The 25358-nt window shown below is 60.6% G+C and carries 25 protein-coding genes; 10 read left to right on the top strand and 15 right to left on the bottom strand.

What is annotated here, in order from left to right; translation table 11 throughout:
- Positions 1 to 41 precede the first annotated feature (41 nt).
- Together J3O30_RS16295 and hemF are read right to left on the bottom strand one after the other, a co-directional pair.
- Positions 42 to 311: a hypothetical protein gene (locus J3O30_RS16295; RefSeq protein WP_207581305.1), complete on the bottom strand. Its 270-nt coding sequence runs from the start codon at positions 309 to 311 to the stop codon at positions 42 to 44.
- Between the two features lie 102 nt (positions 312 to 413).
- The gene (hemF, locus tag J3O30_RS16290; protein WP_207581304.1) at positions 414 to 1319 is read right to left on the bottom strand and encodes an oxygen-dependent coproporphyrinogen oxidase; all 906 of its coding nucleotides are present in this window, start codon (positions 1317 to 1319) and stop codon (positions 414 to 416) included.
- Positions 1320 to 1496: 177 nt separating this feature from the next.
- Here hemF and J3O30_RS16285 point away from each other — a divergent pair, with 177 nt between their 5' ends.
- A complete protein-coding gene (locus J3O30_RS16285) occupies positions 1497 to 1757 on the top strand; it encodes a hypothetical protein (RefSeq protein ID WP_207581303.1) in 261 nt (86 codons plus the stop codon).
- A gap of 3 nt (positions 1758 to 1760) precedes the next feature.
- Here the strand turns inward: J3O30_RS16285 and J3O30_RS16280 are convergent, their stop codons facing one another.
- Positions 1761 to 3407: a Na/Pi cotransporter family protein gene (locus tag J3O30_RS16280; RefSeq protein WP_207581302.1), complete on the bottom strand. Its 1647-nt coding sequence runs from the start codon at positions 3405 to 3407 to the stop codon at positions 1761 to 1763.
- A gap of 212 nt (positions 3408 to 3619) precedes the next feature.
- Positions 3620 to 4081, bottom strand: a complete 462-nt coding sequence (locus J3O30_RS16275) for a tRNA (cytidine(34)-2'-O)-methyltransferase (RefSeq protein WP_207584349.1) — start codon at positions 4079 to 4081, stop codon at positions 3620 to 3622.
- Between the two features lie 387 nt (positions 4082 to 4468).
- Here J3O30_RS16275 and J3O30_RS16270 point away from each other — a divergent pair, with 387 nt between their 5' ends.
- Positions 4469 to 6325, top strand: coding sequence for an ABC transporter ATP-binding protein (locus tag J3O30_RS16270; protein ID WP_207581301.1), 1857 nt, complete (start codon positions 4469 to 4471; stop codon positions 6323 to 6325).
- Positions 6326 to 6430: 105 nt separating this feature from the next.
- On the opposite strand, the gene J3O30_RS16265 is transcribed toward J3O30_RS16270, so the two are convergent.
- The gene (locus J3O30_RS16265) at positions 6431 to 6661 is read right to left on the bottom strand and encodes a ribbon-helix-helix protein, CopG family (RefSeq protein WP_207581300.1); all 231 of its coding nucleotides are present in this window, start codon (positions 6659 to 6661) and stop codon (positions 6431 to 6433) included.
- 160 nt (positions 6662 to 6821) lie between these two features.
- Here J3O30_RS16265 and J3O30_RS16260 point away from each other — a divergent pair, with 160 nt between their 5' ends.
- Positions 6822 to 8735, top strand: a complete 1914-nt coding sequence (locus J3O30_RS16260; protein ID WP_207581299.1) for an ABC transporter ATP-binding protein — start codon at positions 6822 to 6824, stop codon at positions 8733 to 8735.
- Here the strand turns inward: J3O30_RS16260 and J3O30_RS16255 are convergent.
- Entirely contained in the window at positions 8691 to 9623 is a 933-nt protein-coding gene (locus J3O30_RS16255) for an endonuclease/exonuclease/phosphatase family protein (protein ID WP_207581298.1), read from the bottom strand. The two genes, J3O30_RS16260 and J3O30_RS16255, sit on opposite strands and share 45 nt — an antisense overlap.
- Positions 9624 to 9908: 285 nt before the next feature.
- Here J3O30_RS16255 and petA point away from each other — a divergent pair, with 285 nt between their 5' ends.
- From petA to J3O30_RS16235, 4 genes are all read left to right on the top strand, one after another.
- Complete coding sequence (gene petA, locus J3O30_RS16250) at positions 9909 to 10487, top strand: ubiquinol-cytochrome c reductase iron-sulfur subunit (RefSeq protein WP_207581297.1); 579 nt, start codon at positions 9909 to 9911, stop codon at positions 10485 to 10487.
- Between the two features lie 14 nt (positions 10488 to 10501).
- Complete coding sequence (locus J3O30_RS16245) at positions 10502 to 11782, top strand: cytochrome b N-terminal domain-containing protein (protein ID WP_207581296.1); 1281 nt, start codon at positions 10502 to 10504, stop codon at positions 11780 to 11782.
- Positions 11783 to 11807: 25 nt separating this feature from the next.
- A complete protein-coding gene (locus J3O30_RS16240; RefSeq protein WP_207581295.1) occupies positions 11808 to 12692 on the top strand; it encodes a cytochrome c1 in 885 nt (294 codons plus the stop codon).
- Positions 12693 to 12802: 110 nt separating this feature from the next.
- The gene (locus J3O30_RS16235; protein ID WP_207581294.1) at positions 12803 to 13348 is read left to right on the top strand and encodes an adenine phosphoribosyltransferase; all 546 of its coding nucleotides are present in this window, start codon (positions 12803 to 12805) and stop codon (positions 13346 to 13348) included.
- A 21-nt stretch (positions 13349 to 13369) separates the two neighbouring features.
- Here the strand turns inward: J3O30_RS16235 and J3O30_RS16230 are convergent, their stop codons facing one another.
- Together J3O30_RS16230 and J3O30_RS16225 are read right to left on the bottom strand one after the other, a co-directional pair.
- Positions 13370 to 13837, bottom strand: a complete 468-nt coding sequence (locus J3O30_RS16230; RefSeq protein ID WP_207581293.1) for a MaoC family dehydratase — start codon at positions 13835 to 13837, stop codon at positions 13370 to 13372.
- Positions 13834 to 14325 (bottom strand): MaoC family dehydratase, encoded by a 492-nt coding sequence (locus J3O30_RS16225; protein ID WP_207581292.1) that lies wholly within the window; start codon positions 14323 to 14325, stop codon positions 13834 to 13836. The genes J3O30_RS16230 and J3O30_RS16225 overlap by 4 nt, the downstream gene beginning before the upstream one ends.
- A 191-nt stretch (positions 14326 to 14516) precedes the next feature.
- On the opposite strand from J3O30_RS16225, the gene J3O30_RS16220 reads away from it, so the two are divergent.
- The gene (locus J3O30_RS16220; RefSeq protein WP_207581291.1) at positions 14517 to 15620 is read left to right on the top strand and encodes a hypothetical protein; all 1104 of its coding nucleotides are present in this window, start codon (positions 14517 to 14519) and stop codon (positions 15618 to 15620) included.
- Between the two features lie 23 nt (positions 15621 to 15643).
- Here the strand turns inward: J3O30_RS16220 and ychF are convergent, their stop codons facing one another.
- A complete protein-coding gene (ychF, locus tag J3O30_RS16215) occupies positions 15644 to 16747 on the bottom strand; it encodes a redox-regulated ATPase YchF (protein WP_207581290.1) in 1104 nt (367 codons plus the stop codon).
- Between the two features lie 315 nt (positions 16748 to 17062).
- Between ychF and clpS the strand changes: the two genes are divergently transcribed.
- Positions 17063 to 17374 carry an ATP-dependent Clp protease adapter ClpS gene (clpS, locus tag J3O30_RS16210; protein ID WP_207581289.1) on the top strand — a complete coding sequence of 104 codons (312 nt, stop codon included), beginning with the start codon at positions 17063 to 17065 and terminating at the stop codon, positions 17372 to 17374.
- An 8-nt stretch (positions 17375 to 17382) separates the two neighbouring features.
- On the opposite strand, the gene J3O30_RS16205 is transcribed toward clpS, so the two are convergent.
- The 5 genes from J3O30_RS16205 to J3O30_RS16185 form a co-directional block, all read right to left on the bottom strand.
- Entirely contained in the window at positions 17383 to 17844 is a 462-nt protein-coding gene (locus J3O30_RS16205) for a GNAT family N-acetyltransferase (protein WP_207581288.1), read from the bottom strand.
- Positions 17841 to 18572 (bottom strand): aminoacyl-tRNA hydrolase, encoded by a 732-nt coding sequence (pth, locus tag J3O30_RS16200; protein WP_207581287.1) that lies wholly within the window; start codon positions 18570 to 18572, stop codon positions 17841 to 17843. The genes J3O30_RS16205 and pth overlap by 4 nt, the downstream gene beginning before the upstream one ends.
- 92 nt (positions 18573 to 18664) lie before the next feature.
- Entirely contained in the window at positions 18665 to 19378 is a 714-nt protein-coding gene (locus tag J3O30_RS16195) for a transporter substrate-binding domain-containing protein (RefSeq protein WP_207581286.1), read from the bottom strand.
- 13 nt (positions 19379 to 19391) lie between these two features.
- On the bottom strand, positions 19392 to 21743 hold the full coding sequence (locus J3O30_RS16190) for an EAL domain-containing protein (RefSeq protein ID WP_207581285.1): 2352 nt from the start codon (positions 21741 to 21743) through the stop codon (positions 19392 to 19394).
- 186 nt (positions 21744 to 21929) lie between these two features.
- Positions 21930 to 22538, bottom strand: coding sequence for a 50S ribosomal protein L25/general stress protein Ctc (locus J3O30_RS16185; protein WP_207581284.1), 609 nt, complete (start codon positions 22536 to 22538; stop codon positions 21930 to 21932).
- Positions 22539 to 22885: 347 nt separating this feature from the next.
- On the opposite strand from J3O30_RS16185, the gene J3O30_RS16180 reads away from it, so the two are divergent.
- Positions 22886 to 24349: a hypothetical protein gene (locus tag J3O30_RS16180; RefSeq protein WP_207581283.1), complete on the top strand. Its 1464-nt coding sequence runs from the start codon at positions 22886 to 22888 to the stop codon at positions 24347 to 24349.
- A gap of 56 nt (positions 24350 to 24405) precedes the next feature.
- Here J3O30_RS16180 and J3O30_RS16175 read toward each other — a convergent pair whose 3' ends face one another.
- A complete protein-coding gene (locus tag J3O30_RS16175; protein WP_207581282.1) occupies positions 24406 to 25311 on the bottom strand; it encodes a LysR family transcriptional regulator in 906 nt (301 codons plus the stop codon).
- Positions 25312 to 25358 lie beyond the last annotated feature (47 nt).

Raw genomic sequence — 25358 nt, 5'->3', positions numbered from 1 at the left:
GGTTCCGGCCGGCATAGATATGCCGGCCGGTAAAGGCAATGTCAGTCGGGCATCGCCCAGGCTTTGTAGGTATCCGAAAGCTGGCCGGGCAGGTTGCTGTTGGCGGCGGCTGCTTCGTTCTGCAGCTGTTCCGGCGACTTCCCGCCAGCCAATTGCAGCTTGACCTGCTCGATGAAGCAGGACAGCGGCAGATCTGAGCCGCTCTTGGTCCGCAATTTCTCGGCGATGCGCGTCAGAAACTCGGACGTGTCGATCGTGCGGGATGTTTCCTGGACATCCGTGGACGCAGGCGAGCCACTTTGTATCGTCATGACAATCCTCCTCCGATTGTTACGCACATACATATAAAGTTAGGACACGCTTAATTTTCGTGAAGGCCCATCACCTCGAATTTATCGATGAGTATCACAGTGTCATGGCCAACGGACGACGGGGGGCAACGATGAGAGAATGGATTCAACGTTGCCGCCGGTCTTCAGGCCGAAGATCGTGCCGCGATCATACAGCAGATTGAATTCGACGTAGCGGCCCCGGCGGATCAATTGTTCGTCGCGGTCAGCCTCCGTCCACAATTTATTGAAGTTGGTGCGGACGATCTTCGGATAGACCATGGCGAAGGCCCGGCCGATATCGCGCGTGAAGGCGAAATCGGCGTCCCAGCCGCCAGCGTCCTCGCTCGAATGCAGCCAGTCGTAGAAGATGCCGCCAATGCCGCGGGCCTCGCTGCGGTGTTTCAGGAAGAAATATTCGTCGCACCAGGCCTTATAGGCATCGTAATCGGCGACGGCATGATTGCGGCAGGCGATCTCCATGGCCTTGTGGAAGAGCTGGCTATCCTCGTCCTCCTGGGTGCGGCGGCGCGACAGCACCGGCGTCAGATCGGCGCCACCGCCGAACCAGCGGCTGGTGGTGACCACCATGCGGGTGTTCATATGCACGGCCGGGACGTTGGGATTGACGGGATGGGCAATCAGCGAAATGCCCGAGGCCCAGAAACGCGGATCGTCCTTGGCGCCAGGTATCTGCGCCCGGAAGTCCGGAGAGAACTCGCCGTGGACGGTGGAGGTGTGAACGCCGACCTTCTCGAAGACACGGCCCTCCATCATCGACATGCGGCCGCCGCCGCCGTTTTCGCGCCACCAATCCTTGGCGACGAAGCGGCCGGGCTCCTGATCGGAGAGCGGACCTTCCAACTCGTCTTCAAGGGTTTCGAAGGAGGCGCAGATCGTATCGCGCAGTCCTTCGAACCAGTTGCGGGCGGCCGCCTTCTTCTCTTCGATATCTTCAGGCAAGCCGATCGGCAGTTCCGGTCTTTCCATTCGCGCCTCCGGCGGTCGGCATCTCCATAGGAAGCGACTCGCTTATTCTCGATTACCCGCCCCGTTTAGCAGGTGGCGCCGCATCTCGCCAAGCCAAGCAAGGACCGCCAAGCGCTTCCAAGATTCGACTCGCAAATCCCGAATTTCGATACTACCTTTTCTGAAGAGGTAGGTTTGATGAAAAAAGTTCCAGGACCTCCGTCCTTCGACGGCCTGAAGCGCAGGATAGCGAGACATCGGGCGGAAACTTCTTCCCGCAGGAAAGACCACTTCGTGCGTGAGACATATTGCCTCGCCCTGATCGACGCACGCGCCAAGGCGCGGGAATGGTTCGACGAATATCCGAAAGCCGCCTACTGGACAGAGGTGGAGAGCTGGCGCCAGCTCGACGGCGACCAGATCGAATTCACCATGCGCCGCCTGCCTTCGGCAGACTGATCCTCACTCCGCGGCGGGCCGCACACGGCTTTCAATCAGCAGGCCACTCTCGTCCATGATCGGATGCGCCACAGAGACAATGTGGGCGTTGACCCGCTTCAGGTCGCGCAGCATGTCGAGATGCAGCGAGCTGGTCTGCAGGCTGTCGGCGCGGCCGTCGCGCAGGCGTTCGAGATGGCGCTCGGCCGACTGCTTCTCCATCCGGCGCACCTCAACCTTTATCTCCATCATCTGCCGCGCGAGATTGAAATCGCGGGTGACGAAGATCGTCTGGGCGACCCGCAGATTGTCGATTGTCAGGTCGAACAGCTTGCGCAGTTCCTGATGACCGTCATCGGAGAATTTCAGGCCAAGCGAGATCTTCTTCGCCACCTGCTCCCGCAAGCCCTTCTCGATGATGTCGCCCATATGTTCGAGATTGATCGCATAATCGATGACGACGATCGAACGGCGGGCGTTCTCGTCGGTGAGTCCGTCGCGGCCGAGCTTCGAGAGATAGATCTTCACTTCCTGCTGCAGCCGGTCGACGCGCTCTTCGAGAGCCGGGATTTCGGCAAGTTTGCTGGCATCATTCTGCTCGAAGGCTTCGGAGACCCTAACCAGCATGCGCTCGATGATGTCGCCGACGCCGAGCACTTCGCGGGTGGCGCTCGCAAGGGCAATGACGGGTGTCGAAAGCTCCTGCGCATCGAGATATTTCGGTGCGTTGTCAGGCTCCGGCTGATCCGGCACCAGCCGGGCCATCAGGGTGGCGAGCGGCCGGGAGAACGGCCAGGCGAGTGCTGCGAGCAGAAGGTTGAAGGCGAGATGCGCGTCGACCGGCAGCTTGGCCGGACCGAAGGGCAGCATCTGGATGAGTTCGGCGCCATAGCCCGCCAGCGGCAGGGCGATGAAGCAGCCGAGCGCGCGCACCGCGAGATTGCCGAGAGTGACGCGCCGCGCCGACACCGGGCCGGACAATGTCGCGATGACAGGTGGGATCGCGCCGCCGAGATTGGCGCCGAGCACGAGCACGATGACGAGTTCAGCCGAGACCAGGCCCGCCGAGGCGAGCGACAGGATAAGCACCACCACAGCCAGGCTCGACGAGGAGAGGAAGGCAAGGCCTGCTGAAAAGAGCAGCGCCACGGGCAGAGCGCCGTCCAGCAGGCCGATGAAGGCGGCGAGAGCCGGAGAGGCGCGCATCGGCTCCGTGGCGAGGCCGAGCAAATGCAGCGACAGCAGCATCAGACCGATGCCGATCAGCGCCGCGCCACCGCCCTGGCGGGCGCTGGAGCGGCCACGGTAAAGCACGATGCCGGTCAGGATCAGCAGCGGAGAGAGCCATTCGATGCCGGTTGCGACGATCCAGGCGGTGATCGCGGTGCCGACATTGGCGCCGAGCAGGACGATCTGCGCCATGCGCGGCTTGATCAGGTCACGTTCGACGAAGGATGCGGTCATCAGCGCCGTTGCCGTCGAACTCTGCAGCGCGATGGTCGCTACCAGCCCCGACAGGAAGGAGCGGAAGCCACCGCGCGTGCCGCTCGCCAGCCCTGTTCTCAGTCGTGCGCCGAAGGCCCTGGACACGCCGTCCTTCACCTGCGCGAGGCCGAACAGCAGCAAGGCCACGGCACCGAACAGGTTGATCATGATGATTGTGGAATCCATTTCTTGTTTTTATTCTTCTTTCACAGCCTGGAGAAGTGGTGCTTTCCTCATATGGCGTCCAACCCATTGGAATCATGGAGGCTACGCAGTATTTTTGATTGCTCGGCTAATAAATATACGCCGGTTTGACGGATAGACAACGCTATTTTGCGACATATTCATCAGCGGATCCGCAATTCTGCGGGCCTTTGCTCTGCGCGCGCCAGCAGCGGTCAGGCCCAGACCGTCTGGCGCATCGCTTCGCCGACGATCATTGCAGCCGAGACGGCGACGTTGATCGAGCGCTGGCCTTCGACCATCGGGATCAGGATGCGGGCATCGGCCCTCTCATGGACCTGATCCGGCACGCCGGCGCTTTCGCGGCCGAAAAGCAGGATATCGTCGGGGCAAAAGGCAAGATCGGTGTAGCGGTCCGCAGCCTTGGTCGAGGCAAGGATTAGGCGGCGGCCGGTGGTCAGACGCCACGCCTCGAAGCGGTCCCAGCTGATATGTCGGGTGAGGCTAGCTGTGGCGATGTAATCCATGCCTGATCGTTTCAGGTTGCGGTCGGAGACGTCGAAGCCGGCGGGCTCGATCAGATCGACCGCGAAGCCCAGGCAGGCTGCAAGGCGCAGGATCGTGCCGGTATTGCCGGGAATATCCGGCTGATAGAGTGCCAATCTCAGGTCCGTCATCATGCCCGCTTTTTGGTTTCCGTTTCCACGCGAGAGGCCTAATGCAACCTTGCTTTCGGCGCAACAGGGCGCAGTTTGGCCCGGAAACGTTCAATTTGCGCCATTATTGGGCTGGAAATTTCGCGATTTTCGCGTTATCCATGCATGTCTTCAGTCGCCAGCAGGGAGGGCCGTCATGAATATTTTGCTCGATATGCGCTTTCCCGCCGTGATGCCGTCCAAGGCGACGCGGCGCCGCTAGGGCGCATTTCTTCTTGAATCCCTCTTTTGATCCATTGTGCGGCTGTTTCAGCCTCGCCCCTTGAACGTTCGGTTCCCATATGTGCTTGCATGCGCTGGGATGGCGCGAAGCCGGGAGCCGGAACGCTGACGTTTCGGAGCAATTTCATGTTTGGCTGGTTCGAACAGCGACTCAATCCCTTTCCAAGCGAGGAGCCCGTTGCTCCGCCGAAGGGTCTCTTTGCCTTTTGCTGGCACTACAGCAAACCGGCGGCGCCATGGCTCGGACTGATGGCCCTGTTGACCGCGCTGATCGCCGTCGGCGAAGTGGCGCTCTTCCAGTTCCTCGGCGACATCGTCGACTGGCTGACCAATGCCGATCGCGCCAACTTCCTGGACAGGGAGGGCCACAAGCTTTTCTGGATGGCGGCGCTGGTGCTGATCGGTCTGCCGCTGACGGCGGGGCTCGATTCTCTGATCATGCATCAGATGATGCTCGGTAACTATCCGATGATTGCACGCTGGCAGATGCACCGCTTCCTGCTGCGCCACAGCATGACGTTCTTCGCCAATGAGTTTGCCGGGCGCGTGGCGACCAAGGTCATGCAGACCTCGCTTGCCGTGCGCGAAACGGTGATGAAGATCCTCGACGTCTTCGTCTACGTTGTGACCTACTTCCTGACGATGATCATCGTCATTGCGGCGGCAGACTGGCGGCTGATGATCCCGATCCTCGTCTGGCTCGCCGTCTACATCGGCATCGTCGCCTATTTCGTGCCGCGGCTTCGCAAGATCGCTGCGACGCAGGCGGATGCGCGCTCGATGATGACGGGGCGCGTGGTCGACAGCTATACGAATATCGCCACCGTCAAGCTGTTTTCGCATGCCGGCCGCGAGGAGGTCTATGCCAAGGAGGGCATGGACGAGTTCCTGCAGACCGTGCACAAGCAGATGCGCAAGGTGACACTCTTCCACATCAGCGTCTATCTGAACAACTGTGTCGCGCTCTTCGTCATCTCCGGTCTGTCGATCTGGTTCTGGCTGAACGGCGCGATCTCGGTCGGAGCCATCGCCATCGCCATCGGACTTGCGATGCGCGTCAACGGTATGTCGCAATGGATCATGTGGGAAGTCTCGGCGCTGTTCGAGAATATCGGCACGGTCTATGACGGCATGGAGATGATGAGCAAACAGCACGACATCGTCGACAAGCCGGGCGCTCCCAGTTTGACGGCGAAGAAGGGCGCGATCCACTACGACCGCATCCGCTTCCACTACGGCAAGAGCAAGGGTGTCATCGACAACCTGTCACTCGACATCAAGGCGGGCGAGAAGGTCGGTCTCGTCGGCCGCTCCGGCGCCGGCAAGACGACGCTGATGAACCTGTTGCTGCGCTTCTACGACCTGGAGAGTGGGCGCATCACTATCGACGGGCAGGACATCGCCGGCGTCTCGCAAGAAAGCCTGCGCTCGCTGATCGGCGTGGTGACGCAGGATACCTCGCTGCTGCATCGCTCGATCCGCGACAACATCGCCTACGGCCGTCCCGATGCCTCGGACGTCGAGATCATCGAGGCCGCCAAGCGCGCCAATGCCTGGGAGTTCATCGAAGGGCTCGTCGACATGCAAGGCCGCGAGGGGCTTGACGCTCAGGTCGGCGAACGCGGCGTCAAGCTCTCCGGCGGCCAGCGGCAGCGCGTCGCGATCGCCCGCGTTTTCCTTAAGGACGCGCCGATCCTGGTGCTCGACGAGGCGACCTCGGCGCTCGATTCCGAAGTCGAGGCGGCGATCCAGGAAAACCTGTTTGCCCTGATGGAGGGCAAGACGGTAATCGCGATCGCTCACCGGCTGTCGACGTTGACGGAGATGGACCGGCTGATCGTGCTCGACAAGGGCCGAATCGTCGAGGCCGGTTCGCATGCCGAACTCGTCGAAGGACGCGGCATCTATGCCGACCTCTGGAACCGCCAGTCCGGCGGCTTCCTCTCCGATCACGCCGAAGAGGCGGAAGAGGCGGCGGAATGATAAAGGGCCCTCCCGGCGGAAGCGGGTAAGGCCTTTTGAATTCCTATCCTGGCTACTTTGTGGTTGCCAACGGTATTGGGGACTGCCGACGGCCGCCCCGTCCATTCACAGGCTGTCGGCCCAGTCGATGACGCGGTCATGTTCGACGAGGATGATGGTGTTGGCGGCGGCGAGGGTGCGCAGCGCGACGATGCGGCGGCGCTCCTCCTGGTCGAGCCAGGCGGTAACGGCCTCGGTGACGATTTCGTCGCGCGGCAATGCCAGGTCGAGAGCCAGGGCATCGAGCCTTTCCGCGAGCGGAAGCGGAATATGCACATCGAGCATTTTCGTTTCCATGGATACTCTCCGGTGAAGTGCGATCGTATCGTCAGATTGTGACGGGTTCGGGGGTAATCAATGGCGATGCCGCCGATGTTATCGTTCATTACCAAAATATAAGGTTGCGTCCGCTTTTCATTCCCTTTGCCGCTCGGCTCAATCCGCCTATATCGCTTCCATGTTCCTGCGCCCCATCCTTCGCCTGTTCGAAACCTGGATCGATCCGTTCGGTCCGCGCGCCAATCTTCAGCCGCCGGGCTCGACGCTCGGTTTCATCCGGTTCTATATCGGCCAGGCGAAGATGCCGTTCGTCGCCATGCTCATTCTCGGCGGCACATCGGCGGCCATCGAGGCCGCACTTTTCTGGTTCGTCGGCCGGCTCGTCGATATCCTTGGCAGTATCAGGCCCGGCGCCGGCTGGAGCGGTCTTCTCGCAGCCCATGGCGGCGAGCTGTTCGGCATGCTCGCGCTCATCGGGCTCGTGCGTTTCGTCGTCGCCTTCCTGATCGCGCTCGTCGATCAGCAGGTGATCACGCCGGGTTTCTACAATCTAGCACGTTGGCAATCCTATCTCCATGTCTCCAGGCAGTCTTTATCGTTCTTCCAGAGCGATTTCTCCGGACGCATCGTTACCAAGGTCTGGTCGGCCGGGCAGGCAACCGGGGATCTCGTCACTTCGCTGATGGAAAGCGTCTGGTTCGTCGGAATTTATGCCGTGACGACGCTGGTGCTCGTCGCCCGGCTGGACTTTTCCCTTGCCGCCGTCGTGCTGTTCTGGCTTGGCGCCTTCGGCCTGCTTGCCCGTCATTTCGTTCCGCGGATCCGCCTTCATTCCCGCGAAACAGCGGAGGCCGGATCGATGCTGAACGGCCGAATGGTCGATTCCTACAGCAACATGCAGACGCTGAAGCTGTTTGCGCGCGACGAGGAAAGCGACCGATACATGCGGCAGGGCTTCGATATCTTTCAGGATACGGTTCTGCGTTTCACGCGGTTCATCACCGGCGTCAGGGCCTCGATGGCGCTGCTCTCCGGCCTGATGATTGTAACGATGGCGGGGCTGAGCGTCGATCTCTGGCTGCGCGGCCTGATCAGCTCCGGTGCCGTGGCATTTTCTTTGGCGCTGGTGCTCAGGCTGAATTTCCTGCTCGGGCGGCTGATGACGCAGTTTAACGGTATCATGCGCAATCTCGGCACCATTCAGAACGCCGCCGAGCTGATATCCCAACCTCTGGGGCTCGTCGATCGGCCGGATGCGAAGAGCCTGCTGATCCGGCAGCCCGGCATCCGCTTCGACAATGTTTCCTTCCGCTACGGCAAGGGTCACCTGCCGGTCGTCGAGAATTTCTCACTGACCATCCAACCGGGCGAAAAGGTCGGGATCGTCGGCCGTTCGGGGGCGGGAAAATCGACGCTGATGAACCTGCTGCTGCGCCTCTACGACATTCAGGATGGTCGCATTCTCATCGACGGCCAGGATATTGCGGCCGTGACGCAGGAATCTCTCAGGATGCAGATCGGCGTCGTCAGCCAGGACACCTCGCTGTTGCATCGTTCGGTGCGCGACAATATCCTGTTCGGACGGCCGGATGCCGGTGAGGAGCGGTTGGTCGAGGCGGCCAGGCGTGCCGAAGCCATCGACTTTATCGAGCGGCTGCAGGATCAGCAGGGCCGTAGAGGTTTCGATGCGCATGTCGGCGAACGCGGTGTCAAACTGTCAGGCGGACAGCGGCAGCGCATCGCCATTGCCCGCGTCATGCTCAAGGACGCTCCGATCCTCGTCCTCGACGAAGCGACGTCGGCCCTCGATTCGGAAGTGGAGGAAGCGATCCAATCCAATCTCCATCGGATCATGGAAGGCAAAACGGTGCTTGCGATCGCCCACCGGCTGTCGACGATTGCAGCACTCGACCGGCTGATCGTTGTTGATCTCGGCCGGATCATCGAGGAGGGCAGCCATGACCAACTGCTTCGCCGCGGCGGGCTCTATGCCGAGCTCTGGGCGCGCCAGTCCGGCGGCTTCCTCGCGGCGGACGAAGACGTGGGCTCAAGGGTCGACGACGAATTCCGCCATGAGGCCAAAATGATTTGAACCGAAACTGTCCCCGATGCGGCGGACCGATTTCAGCCGCAGGGGCGCCCTGCTGAAGACGTGATCAATCGGAATGCCGAAGGCGCCTGCGGCGATCGGCCATGTCGCCGGCTCCAGCGATACCGTGCCCAAGCCTTGGCTGCGCATGAGATACTGCACGTCGGGCGCCAGAATCGACGTGTTGAAATCACCGGCAAGAACGAGCGGTCCCGGCAGTGAGGGAATAATCTCCGTGAGATCTTCGATTTCCAGGCCATGGAATTCGTCGTAATAAGGTTTGGTCAGGTGCGCGGCGAGGAAATTGATCTTCTGGCCGTCGAAGTCGATCGTCGAGATCGTCAGCCGGTTGCGCCAGAGCAGCCCGAGGTTGCGGATGCGAGGTTCGATGAGCGGGCGCTTCGACAGCACCAGCGTATCGCATTCCTGCATGCCGACACCACAGCCGACGTAATAGGGATAGGTCTTCAATAACCGCGGCAGTTCCGACAGCAGCGGTTCGGCCTCCAGGATGCTGACGACGTCGGCACCCGAGGCGATGGCCATATCGGCGATTGCTGCGCCGTTGGCGAAATTATCATTCTCGATATTGAAAGACATCAGCTTGAAGAGGGCCGGGCGGCCTTCGGCGACGGCGGGCTCGACGAATTCGCGCGTCATCACCACACCATGGACGGCAAGGACCGCGGATACGGCGAGCGTCAGCAGCGCATACCAGTGCCGCTTGACGAGAAAGGCTGCGATCGACGCTGCCGCTGCTGCCACCGCCAGATGGATCTGGAAACTGTAAAAGAGAGAAAGCAGATAGAAGTTGCTAACGTATCGCAGTGAGACGATGGTGAGAACCAGGGTTGTGAGAACGCTGAATACGCAGAAAATCGTGTCTCTCATCCGCTCCGGTCCGGCTCGCTGGCGTGATTGCGACTGCGCCTATCACGGCGGCATTTTTGTTGCAATGCAACATAATCGCAAGCTCGTGTTTGCCTTAAAAAATTCATCGGAAATTCCCGCGACATTGTGCCCTCTTCCCCTTGCCAAGGCTGGACATAATTTGCGATCAAGCTTAGAACGCGCCGGATTGCCGGGGAATCTATGGCCGAATTGTGTCTGGATCGATTCGCCGGCAGAGGGGGCAGGGCGGAATTCCGCGATAATTGCGCAGAGGATGGTTAGGCCGTGAGCGAACACGTAACGACAAGCGAGGCTTCAACAGAGCCTACTCGCCGTGATTTCCTTTATCTCACCACTGGTATGGCAGGTGCTGTCGGCGCCGTCGCGGTTGCCTGGCCGTTCGTCGACCAAATGCGCCCGGATGCGTCGACGCTGGCGCTGGCCTCCATCGAAGTCGATGTTGCGAGCCTCGAGCCCGGCATGTCGCTGACGGTCAAGTGGCGCGGCAAGCCGATCTTCATCCGCAACCGCACGGCTGAAGAAGTGAAGGCCGCCGCCGATGTTGCGCTGGCGGACCTCAAGGATCCGATCGCCCGCAATGCCAATCTGCCGCCCGAAGCTCAGGCAACGGGTGTCGACCGTTCAGGTGGCAAGGACAAGGAAAACTGGATCGTCATGATCGGCACCTGCACCCATCTCGGCTGCGTGCCGCTCGGCCAGGCCGGCGAATACAATGGTTGGTTCTGTCCCTGCCATGGCTCGGTCTACGATACGGCCGGCCGCATCCGTAAGGGTCCTGCGCCGCAGAACCTGGCGATTCCGACCTTTTCATTTATATCCGATACCAAGATCAAGATCGGTTGAGGGGAGACTGATTAATGAGTGGCCATTCCAGCTACGAGCCATCAACCGGCCTTGAGAAATGGGTCGATGCGCGCCTGCCTTTGCCGCGCATGGTCTATGACAGCTTCATCGCCTATCCGGTTCCCAGGAACCTGAACTACGCCTATACATTCGGCGCCATGCTCGCCGTCATGCTGATCGTGCAGATCCTGACGGGCGTGGTGCTGGCCATGCACTATGCCGCCGACACGACGATCGCCTTCAACTCCGTTGAAAAGATCATGCGTGACGTCAATCATGGCTGGATGCTGCGCTATATGCATGCCAACGGCGCCTCCTTCTTCTTCGTCGCCGTCTATCTGCACATCGCCCGCGGCCTCTATTACGGTTCCTACAAGGCACCGCGCGAAATCCTCTGGATCCTCGGCGTGGTCATCTACCTGCTGATGATGGCGACCGGCTTCATGGGCTACGTTCTGCCGTGGGGGCAGATGTCCTTCTGGGGCGCGACCGTCATTACCGGCTTCTTCTCGGCCTTCCCGCTGGTCGGCGAATGGATCCAGCAGTTTCTGCTGGGCGGCTTCGCCGTCGATCAGCCGACGCTGAACCGCTTCTTCTCGCTGCATTACCTGCTGCCCTTCATGATCGCCGGCGTCGTCGTCCTGCATATCTGGGCGCTGCACGTCGTCGGCCAGACCAACCCGACGGGCGTCGAGGTCAAGACGAAGACGGACACCGTGCGCTTCACGCCCTATGCGACGATGAAGGATGCGCTCGGCGTCTCAATCTTCCTGCTGGTCTATGCCTATTTCGTCTTCTACCTGCCGAACTTCCTCGGCCATGCCGACAACTACATCCCGGCCGACCCGTTGAAGACACCGGCCCACATCGTTCCGGAATGGTACTTCCTGCCGTTCTACGCGATGCTGCGTTCGATCACCTTCAACGTCGGCCCGATCGACTCCAAGCTCGGCGGCGTGCTGGTGATGTTCGGTGCGATCATCGTGCTGTTCTTCCTGCCCTGGCTCGATACCTCGAAGGTCCGCTCGGCGGTCTACCGTCCCTGGTACAAGCTGTTCTACTGGCTGTTCGTGATCAACGCGATCATCCTCGGCTGGCTGGGTTCGCAACCGGCGGAAGGCCTGTTCACCACGATTTCGCAGATCTGCACGCTTCTCTACTTCGCTTTCTTCCTGGTCGCCATGCCAGTTCTCGGCCTGGTGGAAACGCCGCGCCGCATCCCGAACTCGATCACCGAAGCGGTGCTCGAAAAGCGCAACAAGACAGCTGCCGCCAGTGCGGCGGCCAATGCGTAAGCGCGCGGCGGAAGGGAACAAAAACATGAAAACGCTTGTTGCAAGCATTCTTTCGCTCGCAGTCGCTGCTGTTCTCGGCAGCGCCGCCGTCGCCCAGGAAGCGACGCCCGCCAACGGTGCTGCTCCTGCCCATCACGCGGAAAGTGCGACGCCGCACTATCCGCTGAAGGAGCCGAAGGAGGAGGAATGGACTTTCGCCGGTCCGTTCGGCCATTACGACAAGGCTCAGCTTCAGCGCGGCCTCAAGGTCTACACCGAAGTCTGTTCCGCCTGCCATTCGATGAACCTCGTGCCTTTCCGCATGCTCGACGAGCTCGGCTACAACGAGGGGCAGGTGAAAGCTTTCGCCGCGAACTACGAAGTCCAGGACGGCCCGAATGCGGCCGGCGAGATGTTTACCCGCAAGGCGGTCCCTTCCGACCACTTCCCGGCGCCTTTCGCCAATGCGGAGGCGGCTGCCGCTTCCAACAACGGTGCGGCTCCGCCTGATTTTTCGCTGATCGCCAAAGCCCGCGAAGTCGAGCGCGGCTTCCCGCAATTCGTCTTCGACGTCTTCACGCAGTATCAGGAAAACGGCCCGGACTATATCCACGCGCTGTTGACCGGCTATGAAGAGCCGCCGGCCGGTTTCCAAGTGCCGCAGGGCGGACATTATAACCCGTATTTCCATGCCGCTGCCGTCCTCGCCATGCCGAAGCCGCTCTCCGATGGCCAGGTGACCTATGACGACGGCGCACCGCAGACCGTCGACCAGTATTCCAAGGACGTCTCCTCCTTCCTGATGTGGGCCGCCGAGCCGCATCTTGAGGAGCGCAAGCGCACCGGCTTCATGGTCATGATCTTCCTGGCGATCTTCACGGTGCTGATCTACCTGACGAAGCGTTCGGTCTACGCCAACAAAGAGCATTGAGCGCTCCTTGCCGGAATCTTAGAGGCGGCTTGCGAGCCGCCTTTTTTGTTGGTTCCGCCCCTGGCAATTGATAGGGTGCGGCGAATTTCGCTCGCAGATATGGACTTTCGATGGACAAGAATATGACTTCGGAGCTGGCCGCCAGCATCCGCTCCATCCACGACTACCCCAAGCCCGGCATCATCTTTCGGGACATCACCACGCTGCTCGGCAACCCCCGCGCTTTCCGCCGGGCGGTCGACGAACTCGTGCAACCCTATGCAGGCACGAAAATCGACAAGATTGCCGGCATGGAGGCGCGCGGCTTCATTCTCGGCGGTGCGGTGGCGCATCAGCTTTCCTCCGGCTTCGTGCCGATCCGCAAAAAGGGCAAGCTGCCGCACGAGACCGTGCGCATTGCCTACAGCCTGGAATATGGCGTCGACGAGATGGAGATGCACCGCGATGCGGTGCAGCCCGGCGAGAAGGTGATCCTGGTCGACGACCTGATTGCAACCGGCGGCACGGCGGTGGGTGCCACGAAGCTGCTGCGCCAGATCGGCGCGGAAGTGGTCGGCGCCTGCTTCGTTATCGACCTGCCGGACCTTGGGGGTCGCAAGAAGCTGGAAGAGCTCGGCGTCGTCGTTCACACCCTGGTCGAATTCTCCGGCCACTGACCCGGCATTCCGCACGCGGCGTCAGTCGAATTCCAAGACGCCGCTTTCGAAGCGCATGACGGGATCGCCGTTCTGATTGGCGCCCTCGCAGAGGATGGTGTTGAGGTGCCAGCCCGGCCGCGACGCGAGCGGCCGGCTGGAAAGGAGGGTGACGGAATAGGTCACGACGTCGCCTGGGAAGATCGGCCGCAGCCATTGCAGTTTCTGGAAGCCGGGTGAAGGGCCGAGGTTCGGAGCCGTCATGCCTCTTTGTGCGAGGGCGACGCTCTGGCTTTTCCAGAAGGCGAGGAAGGTCCGCATCCAGGCGGCGGTGGTGTGCCATCCCGAAGCGCAAAGGCCGCCGAAGAGGGTATCCTTGGCTGCTTCCTTGTCGACGTGAAAACGCTGCGGATCGAAGCGCGTCGCGAAGCGGATGATGTTTTCCTCGGTGAAGGTGTAGCTGCCGATCTCGGCCTTCTCGCCGACGGCGCAAAGCTCGGACATTCTCATGCTGATGTCTCCGGGCTGATGCTGATGTCAGTGAGGCCGGGGTGCATTCGGATCATGACCGAATTCTCCGAGAGACAAACGAGTTCGCCGCGCTGGTTTTCCATCTCGTGACGGAACTTGACGATGCCCATTCCGGAGCGCGAGCGCATCGGCCGGGCTTCGAGCACGGTCGAGTGGCCTTGCAGCGTGTCGCCTGCCAGCACCGGCTTGCGCCATTCCATCAGGTCTATGCCCGGCGCACCCTCGCAGAGCGCGTTCAGGATATAGCTGTCGGCCATCATGCGCATGAGCATCGAAGAGGTATGCCAGCCGGAGGCCGCGAGCCCGCCTAGAATGCTGGCGCGGCCGGCAGCCTCGTCGAGATGCATGGGCTGCTGATCGAATTCCCGCGCAAACTCGATGATTTCCTCGGCCAACACCAGCTTTGGACCGAGGGCGAAGCGGCGGCCGGGCTGGAAATCCTCTAGGGAAAGCTTTTCTGCCGTCATTCGTACCTCCGCCATATGCAGCGCCTAGAACAGGATGTTTTAGGCAGGTCGGCCTAAAATCTGATTCCTGTTCTGAATTAAAGAGTTAGAGCATGATGTCATAAGAAAACCGCTTACACTTTTCGGCGTCTTGCTCTAGTGCTTACAATAGCATCCGCGCGGGCTCAATGATTCCGGGGAGATAAACCGGCATGACTGAACTAAGGTCGATACTCGACGAGGCAGCGCGCGAAGGGCTGATTTCGCCGGAGGCGGGCGGGCGGCTTTTGCCATTTCTGAGCGAGCGCGGCGTCGCCGTCGTCGGGCACGCCATCGGCGTTGCCGAGGGGCGGCCGGCCGTGGCGGCGCAGGGACAGGCATGGTCGGACACAGAGACGCCGCGTTTCGTGCGCGGCTTCCACGACGTGCTGATCACCATCGGCGTTATCGTGGCGCTTTGCGGCCTCTGGGGGCTTGCCGCACTTTATGCCGTGCTGCCTGCCATCATCGTGCTTTCGGAAATCCTGGTGAACCGCCAGCGGCTTGCCCTGCCGGCCGTCAGCCTGACGATCGCGCTGTTCTGCTGGACATGCCTGCTGATGTCCCGTTTCTTCCCGCCGTGGACGCCGACCTCCCAATCTTTCGGAGCGGAGGCGACGCAGTTCGTCGCCGGCTTCCCGATCATCCTCGGCGCTTATTATGTCCGGTATCGCGTGCCGCTGTCGCTTGCGCTCTGCATCATGTCGGTGCTTGCTTTCGTCCTCACTCTGCTTTTGCGGCTGGTGCAATGGGCGAGCAGCAATCCTGCGTTTTTCCTCGATCATCCCGTCGCGTTGGCGCTGCTTGCCCTTATCTGCGCGCTCGGACTGTTTGCCATGGCGCTCTATTTCGATCTCGGCGACCGGCTGCGACGGACGACGCGTTCCGACATCGCTTTCTGGCTGCATCTCGGCGCCGCGCCGGCGCTGCTCTACAGCACGGTTTCCCTGCTGTCGTTCGGGGGAGACGTCCATATCTTCGACGTCGCGAACATGTCGGCGCGGACACCTGCAGTCGTTGCGACGGTGACGGCGCTGATGCTGATCGGTCTCATCATCGACCGGCGCGCCTTCGTGACATCAGGGCTTCTGTCGCTCGGCGTGGCGATCTTCAGCGTCTTCCGGCAGGGAAGCGCCACAGCCGACACCTATATCTTCTCGACGCTGATTGTCGTCGGCGCAATCGTATTAATCATCGGCACCGGTTGGATGCCACTTCGGCGGCTGGTGCTGCGTGCACTGCCGCCGGCAATCGCAAACCGACTGCCGCCGGGTTAAGGCTAAGGCGGCAGCGTTTTCACTTAGGTGTTGAAGCGGAAGTGGATGACGTCGCCGTCCTGGACGACGTATTCCTTGCCTTCGTCACGCGCCTTGCCGGCATCCTTGGCGCCGACTTCGCCGTTGAATTTGATGTAGTCGTCATAGGCGATGGTGTTGGCGCGGATGAAGCCGCGCTCGAAATCCGAATGGATGACGCCGGCGGCCTGCGGCGCCTTGGTGCCGCGCTCGATCGTCCAGGCACGCGTTTCCTTCGGGCCGACGGTGAAATAGGTGATGAGGTGGAGCAGCTTGTAACCGGCGCGGATCAGCCGGTCGAGGCCGGCCTCGTCAAGGTCGAGGGCGGAGAGGAATTCCTTGGCCTCATCCTCGGGAAGCTGAGCGACCTCAGCCTCGATCGCCGCCGAGATGACGACGGTTTCGGCACCCTGTTCGCGAGCCATGACGGCGACGGCCTCGGTGAATTCGTTGCCGGTCGAAGCCTCGGCCTCGGCGACGTTGCAGACGTAGAGCACGGGATGCGAGGTCAAAAGGTTGAGGCTCTTGAGGATTGCGATTTCCTCGGCATCGAGCGTCGACAGCAGCGTGCGCACCGGCTGGCCTTCGTTGAGCAGCTTCAGCGACGCTTCCATGATCGGCAGCATCGCCATCGACTCCTTGTCCTTGCCGGTGGCGCGCTTGCGCGTCTGCTCTGTCCGGCGCTCCAGGCTTTCGAGGTCGGCGAGCATCAACTCGGTCTCGATGGTCTCAGCATCGGCGACAGGATTGATGCGGCCTTCGACATGGGTGATGTCGCTGTCTTCGAAGCAGCGCAGCACATGGACGATGGCATCGACTTCGCGGATATTGGCGAGGAACTGGTTGCCGAGACCTTCACCCTTCGAGGCGCCGCGCACTAGGCCGGCGATGTCGACGAAGGAGATCCGGGTCGGGATCAGCTCCTTCGACTTGGCGATGTCGGCAAGCTTGCGCATGCGCGGATCGGGCACGGCGACTTCACCAGTGTTCGGCTCGATAGTGCAGAAGGGATAGTTCGCCGCCTGTGCCGCGGCCGTCTTGGTGAGCGCGTTGAAGAGGGTTGATTTGCCGACGTTCGGCAGACCGACGATGCCGCATTTGAAACCCATGGCGAATACCTGCTGTTCTTAAATTCGTTGCTGGTGCCTATGGGATAAAGGAGCAATGTGGTCAAGTCTTAGAGAGCTTTTACCTTGCTCACTTGCCGATGGATCGGTGCTGACCTATTCTTGATGGCGACGGGGATTTCGACGCTCGGCGGATGTCGTCAGTATGCCGGTCACCCAATTGACCCTCTCGATGCCAGACTGGCGCTGCTGCATTCAAACTGGGAATTGCGGCGGCGGCCTGTCGAAAACTCGTCATCGACAATGATTCAATGGTCTTGACATTTCCTGACCCATGTCAACGGGTGGATTTTTCCGATGAGTGACAATGACATAGCCCTTAAGCCGAAGACCAAGGTGAAGCTGAAGCTGGACAAGCCGAAGCTCTACAAAGTCATTCTCGTCAATGACGATTATACCCCGCGCGAATTGGTCATTATGATCTTGAAGTCAGTCTTCCGTATGAGCGAGGAGACTGGCTACCGGGTGATGATGACCGCGCACAAGCTCGGCTCCTGCGTGGTCGTGGTCTGCGCCAGGGATATTGCCGAGACCAAGGCCAAGGAGGGCATAGACCTTGCGAAGGAAATGGGCTTTCCGTTGATGTTCACGACGGAGCCGGAGGAATAAGTTCGGATTCAGGGCCGGCGGATCTGAAAGCCGGTCTTACCTCGCACGAAGCCGCAGTTTTCGTAGAAGCGATGCGTTGCCGGGTTGGTCGAGCCGGTGAGCAGCATCACCTTGTAACAGCCGGCCTTCCAGGCCTCAGTCACCGCATGGCCGATGACGCTGCCGGCATAACCGCACTGGCGGTGACCGGCATGGGTGACGACGTTTTCGATCAGCGCATAGGAGGCGCCGTTCCGCGTCAGATTCGGCACGACGATCAGGGTGGCGGTGGCAGCGGCGAGATCGCCGGCAAAGCCGATGAAAACAGTCATTCCGGGCTGAGCGAGGATGGCGGAGAAGCGTTCTTCGGCCATGGCTTTGTCGAGAACCGGATCGGCCGGGTTCAAATGCCGATAGAGGAGGGTCAGTCCCGGTAGATCGCTTGCAACGGCGGCGCGGATGGCGACATTCCGCTCCGGCACCAGTCTCATTCTCCCTCGTTGCCGAACATCTTCTTCAGAATATCGGCCATCGGACCAGTGGTCAGGAGCTTCGGCTGATTGTGATTGCGGGCCTGGTGGATATGCGACTGGCCGGCCGGCTTCTTTTCGGTCGTCTTGTTCGCCTTCCGCGGCTTTTCCTCCTCGGCCTTGCCGCCGAGCGCCAGCGCGATCTTGTTCATCAGCTGCGAATCCTCGTTTCGCACCAGCATGTCGGCATTGTCGGCAAGCGTGTCGAGAAGCGGCTCCAGCCAGGCCTTGTCGGCCTTGGCGAAATCGCCGAGCACGTGGTTCTGCACCATGTCCTTGACGCCGGGATGGCCGATGCCGAGGCGCAGCCGCCGGTATTCCCTGCCGCAATGGGCGTCGAGCGACTTGATGCCGTTGTGGCCGCCATGGCCGCCGCCGGTCTTCAGCCGCGCCTTACCGGGGGGAAGGTCGAGTTCGTCGTAGATCGCCACAAGGTCGGCGGGCTCGAGTTTGTAGAAGCGCATCGCCTCGCCGACGGCCTCACCGGAAAGATTCATAAAGGTCTGCGGCTTGATCAGCAGCACCTTCTCGCCGCCGACTTCGCCTTCGGCGATTTCGGCCCTGAACTTCTTCGACCAGTGCGAGAAGCTGTGGCGCCGCTGAATGGCGTCGACGGCCATGAAGCCGATATTGTGCCGGTTGCCGGCGTATTTGCTGCCGGGATTGCCGAGACCCGCGATGATCAGCATGGCCTGTCTTTCTTCGCTAGAACGTCCCGACGTTCACCACCGCGAAACGATGGCAAAGTCAAGCGGAAAGGGCATGAGCCAGTTGAGCAGAATCACTCCGACAGGTTCATGCCGTATTTCAGGAAGATCTGCTTCTGGTCGCCATCGGCGATCAGCTTGTCGAGGGCAGCCTGCATCCTGGCGAGCAGATCGTCCGGAAAGCTTTTCTCGCAGGCGATGCTCATCGGCTGGGCGGAGAGTACGGTCACCATTTCCACCGGCTGGTCGGCCTTCAGCTTTTCGAAATAGAGTTCGGAGATCGGCATCATGTCGATGCGTCCGCCGAGCAGCTTGCGTAGCGTCGCGTTGAAGTCGCTGGCGACATCGAGCTTGGTGAAACCCTTCTCCTTCAGGATCGTCTCGGTATAATCCTCGCGTTGGGTGCCGATCGTGTATTTCTTCGCCTCGTCCAGATTATTGGCGGTGACGCCCGAACCCTTGCGGGTGATCAGGATGTTGCGATCGATCAGCAGCGGCTCGACCCATTTGAACAACGGGTCGCGGGCGCCATTGTGGGCGGTGGCGAACACACAGGTCATCGGCGCCGTGCGGGCAAGGCCGAAGGCGCGCGCCCACGGCATGACCTCGATCGTGTAGTCAACGCCGATCGCGGCCATCAACTTTTCGACCTGCTCGACGGTCGCGCCCTTGATCTCCTTGCCTTCGCGATAGTTGAAGGGGGCATAATCCTCGGTGGTGAAAGTCACCGTTTGCGCATGGGCAGCGCCGGGCAGCGCCAGGCATGCGAGAAGCAGGAGCTTTTTCATCGTATCATCTCCTTCATGAGGCGCGTGCGACGGCCGATTCCGAGGCTATCAGTTGCTCGATCAGCATGGCTGCATGCTGTGGACGATGGAAGAGGTAGCCCTGGCCATAATCAAGCCCCATCTGGTGAAGCGTGCGGCATTCCTCTTCGGTCTCGATGCCCTCGGCGATGACGGTGCAGTTCATCTTGTGGGAGAGCGTGGTAATGCCTTCGATCAGCATGCGGCTCTTCTGGCGCACGTCGTCATCACCGTCGTTGATGGCGCGGGTGAAGGACTGATCGATCTTGATGATGTCGACAGGGAAGCGGTTGAGGTAGCTCAGCGACGAATAACCGGTGCCGAAATCGTCAAGCGCGATGCGGCAGCCGAAGCGGCGAAGCTCGGTGACGATCATACGGATCTGCGGGTTGTCGTGCATCAAAACGGCTTCGGTGATCTCGACGACGATTCGCTCGGGGCGGATGCCATGGCGACCGACGATGGCAGCGAGGCGGGCCGGCAGCGCCGGCTCGAACTGCAGCGGCGAGAAGTTGATGGCGAGATAGGTATCCTGCATGCCTGATATGCGGGAGATTTTCGCGAGATTGCAGATCGCCTTTTCCATGATGACGTTGCCGACGCGGACGATCTTTGCCGTCTCTTCGGCGACGCTGATGATCTCGGCCGGCGGCATCAAGCCCTTGTGCGGATGGTTGAGGCGCATCAGCGCTTCGAAACCGGCAATACCGCGACCGTTCAGATTGACGATCGGCTGCAGGAAGGCCTCGAACCAGTTGTCGACGAGGCCGGCTTCGATATTGGCCTCGATCTCCGCGCGGCTGCGGGCCCGGTCGAGCATCGCGTTGTCGAAGAGCTGCGCGCCATTCTTGCCGTCGCGTTTCTTGGCATACATCGCCAGGTCGGATTTCTGCAGCAGTTCGGCCGCGGTTGCGGCATGGTGCGGATAGATGGCGATGCCGACGGAAGCGCTCAGATGCATGTCGGGGGCGAACGGCGTTTCGAAGATCGAGGCGATCTGCTCGCACATCACCTTGGCGCGTTTTTCGGCGTCCTTCGCCGGCAGCAGGATGGCAAATTCGTCGCCGCCGAGACGGGCCGCCTCATCGGAGGGGGCAAGATAGGTCTTCAGACGCTCGACAAGCTCGATCAGCGCCATGTCGCCGGCGGCATGGCCCATATTGTCGTTGATCCATTTGAAGCGATCGAGATCGACGAAGAGGCAGGCGAGTTCCTGGCCTGCCGCGTCGGCGGCGGCGATCTTGTTGTCGAGGACGGCTTCGAAGCCCTGGCGATTGAGAAGCCCGGTCAAATGGTCGGTGATCGCCTGGCGGTGGTTGCGATCTTCGGAGGCCTTGAGTTCGGTCACATCGGTCATGACCGATAGCGAGAGGCGGTCGTGAACGCCGGCTTCCGCCTCCGATTCCATGATGAGGACGTCCATGATGCGGCCATCCAGGCAGACGAACTTGACGGTGACGGTCATGCCGCTATCCGCCTGGCGGCGCTTGAGGAACTTGTCGCGGGTGGTTGATGTGACCAGATCGGCGAAGTTGCGGCCGATGACGGCGGCGCGGTTATATCCTGTGGCAAGCAGCCAGTAATCGCTGACGGCGGTGATGCGGTCTTCCTCGTCGAGCGAGAAGAGCATGGCGGGCGTCAGATTATAGATGTCGGTGGCGCGGCGGTGGGCGAGCTTCAGCTCCTTCTCCTCGCTTTCAAGCTTGGTCTGCATCTCGTTGAAGCTGCGGGCAAGCCGTCCCATTTCATCGTTCGATTGCCAGTCGACATGATGGCGGGAGCCCAGCTGGCGGGTGGCCTCGATGGCTGCCGTCAGCCGCATCAGCGGCTGGATAACGAAGAAACGGTTGCCGATCAGCGCGGTGCCGAAAACGGTCAGCACCGCGAAGATGAAGATCGAGATGAAGACGACCTCTTCCTGCTTCAGGCCGGAGAACAGACCGAGCGCCGGATAATAGACGCTGATGCTGCCAAGGTTCTTCGGACCGTCGACGGTGTTGTAGATGATGGCACGCGACACCTGGACGAGCTTGCCGTCGAAGGAGCGCGGGATGGTGGACTGACTGATGTCGAGCTGGCCCGACTGGTCGCGCACCTCGACTTTGACGATGGCACCCTGCGAAACGACCGTCGCGCTGATCTGGGTGACGCTCTCCTCGTCGAGATCCCAGAGCGGCTTTGCCAGCGCCTGGGCATTGGCGACAAGAAGAACAGAAATATGATCGCGTATTTCCTTGTCGGCCCGTTCCGAGGAAAGAAAAAGGAAGAGAACAAAGAGGGGAGCGACAAAGACAAGCAGCGCTCCACAAACTATCGCAAAAAATCTGTTCTCAACGGAATTGTTCATTGGTTCCGTCTACTCCCCAGGCCGGCCAAATTTGCTGCTGCGTGTTCGGGCAGGCTTCTTCGCAGCTGACGGGGCATGCTTTCACGAATATATTAAATTTGCTGAAACGGAGGCCTATGCCGGGCAATGAAAAGCCCGCTTTCCAGGGGAAAGCGGGCCATATGCTTTACAAATTGGTCGAAGCGATCAGCCTTCGGCTCCGACTTCTGCAGCGGTCTCGTCAATGCCGCCGGCCGGGGCAATGATGGTCGCGATCGTGAAGTCGCGGTCGATGACCGGGGTGACGCCCTTCGGCAGGGTGACTTCCGAAATATGGATGCTGTCGCCGATCTTCTTGCCGTTGAGGTCAACGTTGAAGAATTCGGGGATCGCATCGGCCGGGCAATGAACTTCGACTTCATGGCGAACGATGTTCAGAACGCCGCCGACCTTGATGCCCGGGGACTTCGCTTCATTGATGAAGTGAACGGGGATTTCGACGGTCACCTGGGTGTTGCCGGAGACGCGCAGAAAATCGACATGCATCGTGAAGTCACGGACCGGATCGAGCTGGTAGTCCTTCGGCAGAACCTTGTACGTCTTGCCGTCGACTTCGATCGTCGCCACGGTGGTCATGAAACCACCGGCATGAATGCGCTTCGTCACGTCATTGGTGTTGAGAGCGATGGCAATGGGGGCCTGCTTGTCACCATAGATGACAGCGGGAATTAAACCGTTGCGGCGAAGTTCACGGGCGGACCCCTTACCAACCCGTTCGCGCGCCTCGGCCTTGAGCTCGTAAGTTTCCTGGCTCATGGCTATTCCTTTCGAGGTTATATGGAGAGTTCGACGGCTGGCAGAAGCCTTGCTCCGACGAACCGGAGGCGGGTATGACCCAACCTCATCCGCATTGCCTCCAAGGGTGTCTACGCGGACCGGTGGCCTATATTATAAGTCGCTCGGAAACGCAAGTTGCGGATTGAGGGTGTTTTCCGCTGATATCCGCCCTTCGGCAAGCCGAAACCGCACTCGACATCGAGGCGATGGTATCGACGGTGCCGGAAGCGGCAAAATCGCCATTCCCGGCACAGTCGAGGTTGACATCGGCGCGCTTCACCTCTTTGGATGCCGCATTCAAAAAGCGGCTGAGGAGAAATCGGACTATGCGTCTCAAACTTGTCACGGCAACGAGCTTGCTGGCACTTTGCCTTGTCACTACGGCGCAGAGCGTCGAGATCAACCAGGACGGCGCCGACGCGCTCAAGGGCAACCTGACGAAGCTGCTTCCGAAGGAATTGGCGAAGAGCGGCCTGGTCACCGTCAATCCGGCCGGCACGCGCTACGAGATCATCTACGATCTGGCGAAGCTGCTGACCAAGGTCGATCCGGCGACGTTCACGATCAACGGCCTGGCGCCGTTCTCGACGTTTGCCACACCGCTCGATAGCGGCCTCTGGGACATCGAGGGTGACAACAAATTCAACGTCTCCGGCCATTTCAAGGGCAAGGACGAGAAGCCGACGGATTTCTCCTATTCCATCGCGTCGCTTGTTTACGCTGGTGTCTTCGACCCTGCGATCAGCTATCTGCGCTCCGGCACCTCTACGGCCAAGGACATCAAGCTCACCAGCAAATCCGACACCGACGAAGTCAGCGCCAGCATCGCCAGCATGGACCAGAAGCTGAGTTCGACGGACAGCGCAGGCGGCAACGGGCGTATCGATCTTACGGGCAGCGGCTCGATGTCGACTTTCGTCGAGCAGGTTTCCGGCGCGCAAATGCCGCCCGTTGAAATCCGGGCCGACTCGATCGATGTCGAGGCCAAGGTGAACGGTCTGCCGGTCAAGCAGATCCGCGAGATGGTCTTCTTCATTCTCGATCATGTCGAGGAGAAGGAGTTGAGCCCCGAAAACAGCGGCAAGATCAAGGGAATCCTCAAGGGGGCCTTCCCACTTCTCACCTCGTTCAGTGAGACGATCGGGGTCAACAATCTGACCGTCAACACGCAGATGGGCAATGGCGGCGTCAAGGCGTTCGGCTATAACGTCGCCATGGATGGGCCGAGCGACGCCATGCGTTTCGGCTTCGGCATGAATGCGCAAGACATCAGCCTCGACAGTCCGTTGATGCCGGCAAGCTATTCGGCCTTCATGCCGACCAGCTTCGATCTGCAGCTTGCGGTTCCTAACCTGGATTTCGCAAGTTTTGGCGATGCCTTCATGGCGATGGATTTCAACGACAAGGCGCCGGAGACGAGCGGCGAGGAGATGGGCAAGAAGCTCTTCCGCGACGGCCAGCTTACGGTCGAATTTCCGAAGATCAGCGCCAAGTCGGATGTCTACGATATCGACATGACCGGCAAGATCGAAGGACGCGTCGATAGCCAGAAGGACTATTCGATGGAGGCGACCATCCTTGCCCGCGATCTCGACAAGACGATCGCCGCGGTCCAGGAGCTTGCCAAGACCGATCCCGATCTCAATCAGGTCTCCTTCGGCATCATGATGGTGAAGGGCTTTGCCAAGACCGATGCGGATGGACGCTCGCGCTGGGATATCAGCATCAGCCGCGACGGCGCGATCGCCGTCAACGGGCAGGTGGTCAAGGAAGCGGATCAGCAGCCGTAATCCTACCGGACCGATATTGGGTCTTCGTTCGAAGAGCAGACGCGCCGCCTGGGATATCATCCCTTGCGGCGCATCAGCGTCGACGCCATGTCGAGAAAGGCGCGCAGCTTCGGCTGCGTCTGCGAGCGGGCAGGAAAATAGGCGAAGAGGCCTGGCGAGGTCGGTAGAAAAGCGTCGAGCACACGCTCGAGCCGCCCTGACGCCACCGCCTCGCTGACCGAGATATCCGGCAAATAGACAAGGCCGAGCCCGGCTTCGGCGAACTGGAGCAGCAGCAAGAAATCGTTGACCATCAGACCGCCGGGCGGATCGACCGAGAAGTCGCGCCCGGTGCGCTCGAATTCCCAGCGATAGATGGCGCCCGATGTCGGATAGCGGTAGCGGACCGCTTGATGGCGGGTAAGATCCTCGGGTGTTTCCGGCCTGCCGCATCGGGCGAAATAGTCGGGCGAGCCGACGACCGTCCAGGTGATATCGGATGTCAGCCGCATGGCGATCATGTCCTTTTCGATCGCCTCCCCGATGCGGATGCCGGCGTCGAAGCCGCGTTCGGTGATGTCGATCGCCGCATCGTCGACCGAGATCTCCACTGAAATATCAGGATAGGCTTTGCGGAATCGCGGCAACAGCGGCGTCACGATCAGCGGCACGGCCATGCGCGGCACCGTGAGGCGCAGATGGCCGAGCGGGCGGTCGCGGAAGCCGCCAAGCATGTCGAAGGCGTCGGCGATGTCGGCAGCAGCCGGACGGACGCGCTGAAAGAGTGCCGCACCTGCTTCAGTCAGCGCGACGCGCCGCGTTGTGCGGACAAAGAGCGGCAGGCCGAGCCTCGTCTCAAGCGCCCGAATCGTCTGGCTGACGGCGGTTGGTGTGACGCCGAGCGATGCGGCGGCAGCAGTGAAGCTCCTGGCGTCTGCGACCGCCAGGAATTCGGTCAGTCCGGTAAAGGGATCAGGCGCCATCGGTCGATTATGAAGTTGAGCTTCATAAGCCTTATCGAATTCGCGGA

It is taken from the genome of Rhizobium sp. NZLR1, from assembly GCF_017357385.1.
GTDB lineage: Bacteria > Pseudomonadota > Alphaproteobacteria > Rhizobiales > Rhizobiaceae > Rhizobium.
The sequence above is the reverse complement of the archived record's forward strand: the minus strand, read 5'-3'. Positions and strand labels throughout refer to the sequence as shown.

Excerpts from the sequence above, each read along its gene's own strand:
- J3O30_RS16295 (WP_207581305.1), bottom strand. The coding sequence starts at position 311 with ATGACGATACAAAGTGGCTCGCCTGCGTCCACGGATGTCCAGGAAACA.
- hemF (WP_207581304.1), bottom strand. The coding sequence starts at position 1,319 with ATGGAAAGACCGGAACTGCCGATCGGCTTGCCTGAAGATATCGAAGAG.
- J3O30_RS16285 (WP_207581303.1), top strand. The coding sequence starts at position 1,497 with ATGAAAAAAGTTCCAGGACCTCCGTCCTTCGACGGCCTGAAGCGCAGG.
- J3O30_RS16280 (WP_207581302.1), bottom strand. The coding sequence starts at position 3,407 with ATGGATTCCACAATCATCATGATCAACCTGTTCGGTGCCGTGGCCTTG.
- J3O30_RS16275 (WP_207584349.1), bottom strand. The coding sequence starts at position 4,081 with ATGACGGACCTGAGATTGGCACTCTATCAGCCGGATATTCCCGGCAAT.
- J3O30_RS16270 (WP_207581301.1), top strand. The coding sequence starts at position 4,469 with ATGTTTGGCTGGTTCGAACAGCGACTCAATCCCTTTCCAAGCGAGGAG.
- J3O30_RS16265 (WP_207581300.1), bottom strand. The coding sequence starts at position 6,661 with ATGGAAACGAAAATGCTCGATGTGCATATTCCGCTTCCGCTCGCGGAA.
- J3O30_RS16260 (WP_207581299.1), top strand. The coding sequence starts at position 6,822 with ATGTTCCTGCGCCCCATCCTTCGCCTGTTCGAAACCTGGATCGATCCG.
- J3O30_RS16255 (WP_207581298.1), bottom strand. The coding sequence starts at position 9,623 with ATGAGAGACACGATTTTCTGCGTATTCAGCGTTCTCACAACCCTGGTT.
- J3O30_RS16245 (WP_207581296.1), top strand. The coding sequence starts at position 10,502 with ATGAGTGGCCATTCCAGCTACGAGCCATCAACCGGCCTTGAGAAATGG.
- J3O30_RS16240 (WP_207581295.1), top strand. The coding sequence starts at position 11,808 with ATGAAAACGCTTGTTGCAAGCATTCTTTCGCTCGCAGTCGCTGCTGTT.
- J3O30_RS16235 (WP_207581294.1), top strand. The coding sequence starts at position 12,803 with ATGGACAAGAATATGACTTCGGAGCTGGCCGCCAGCATCCGCTCCATC.
- J3O30_RS16230 (WP_207581293.1), bottom strand. The coding sequence starts at position 13,837 with ATGAGAATGTCCGAGCTTTGCGCCGTCGGCGAGAAGGCCGAGATCGGC.
- J3O30_RS16225 (WP_207581292.1), bottom strand. The coding sequence starts at position 14,325 with ATGACGGCAGAAAAGCTTTCCCTAGAGGATTTCCAGCCCGGCCGCCGC.
- J3O30_RS16220 (WP_207581291.1), top strand. The coding sequence starts at position 14,517 with ATGACTGAACTAAGGTCGATACTCGACGAGGCAGCGCGCGAAGGGCTG.
- ychF (WP_207581290.1), bottom strand. The coding sequence starts at position 16,747 with ATGGGTTTCAAATGCGGCATCGTCGGTCTGCCGAACGTCGGCAAATCA.
- clpS (WP_207581289.1), top strand. The coding sequence starts at position 17,063 with ATGAGTGACAATGACATAGCCCTTAAGCCGAAGACCAAGGTGAAGCTG.
- J3O30_RS16205 (WP_207581288.1), bottom strand. The coding sequence starts at position 17,844 with ATGAGACTGGTGCCGGAGCGGAATGTCGCCATCCGCGCCGCCGTTGCA.
- pth (WP_207581287.1), bottom strand. The coding sequence starts at position 18,572 with ATGCTGATCATCGCGGGTCTCGGCAATCCCGGCAGCAAATACGCCGGC.
- J3O30_RS16195 (WP_207581286.1), bottom strand. The coding sequence starts at position 19,378 with ATGAAAAAGCTCCTGCTTCTCGCATGCCTGGCGCTGCCCGGCGCTGCC.
- J3O30_RS16190 (WP_207581285.1), bottom strand. The coding sequence starts at position 21,743 with ATGAACAATTCCGTTGAGAACAGATTTTTTGCGATAGTTTGTGGAGCG.
- J3O30_RS16185 (WP_207581284.1), bottom strand. The coding sequence starts at position 22,538 with ATGAGCCAGGAAACTTACGAGCTCAAGGCCGAGGCGCGCGAACGGGTT.
- J3O30_RS16180 (WP_207581283.1), top strand. The coding sequence starts at position 22,886 with ATGCGTCTCAAACTTGTCACGGCAACGAGCTTGCTGGCACTTTGCCTT.
- J3O30_RS16175 (WP_207581282.1), bottom strand. The coding sequence starts at position 25,311 with ATGGCGCCTGATCCCTTTACCGGACTGACCGAATTCCTGGCGGTCGCA.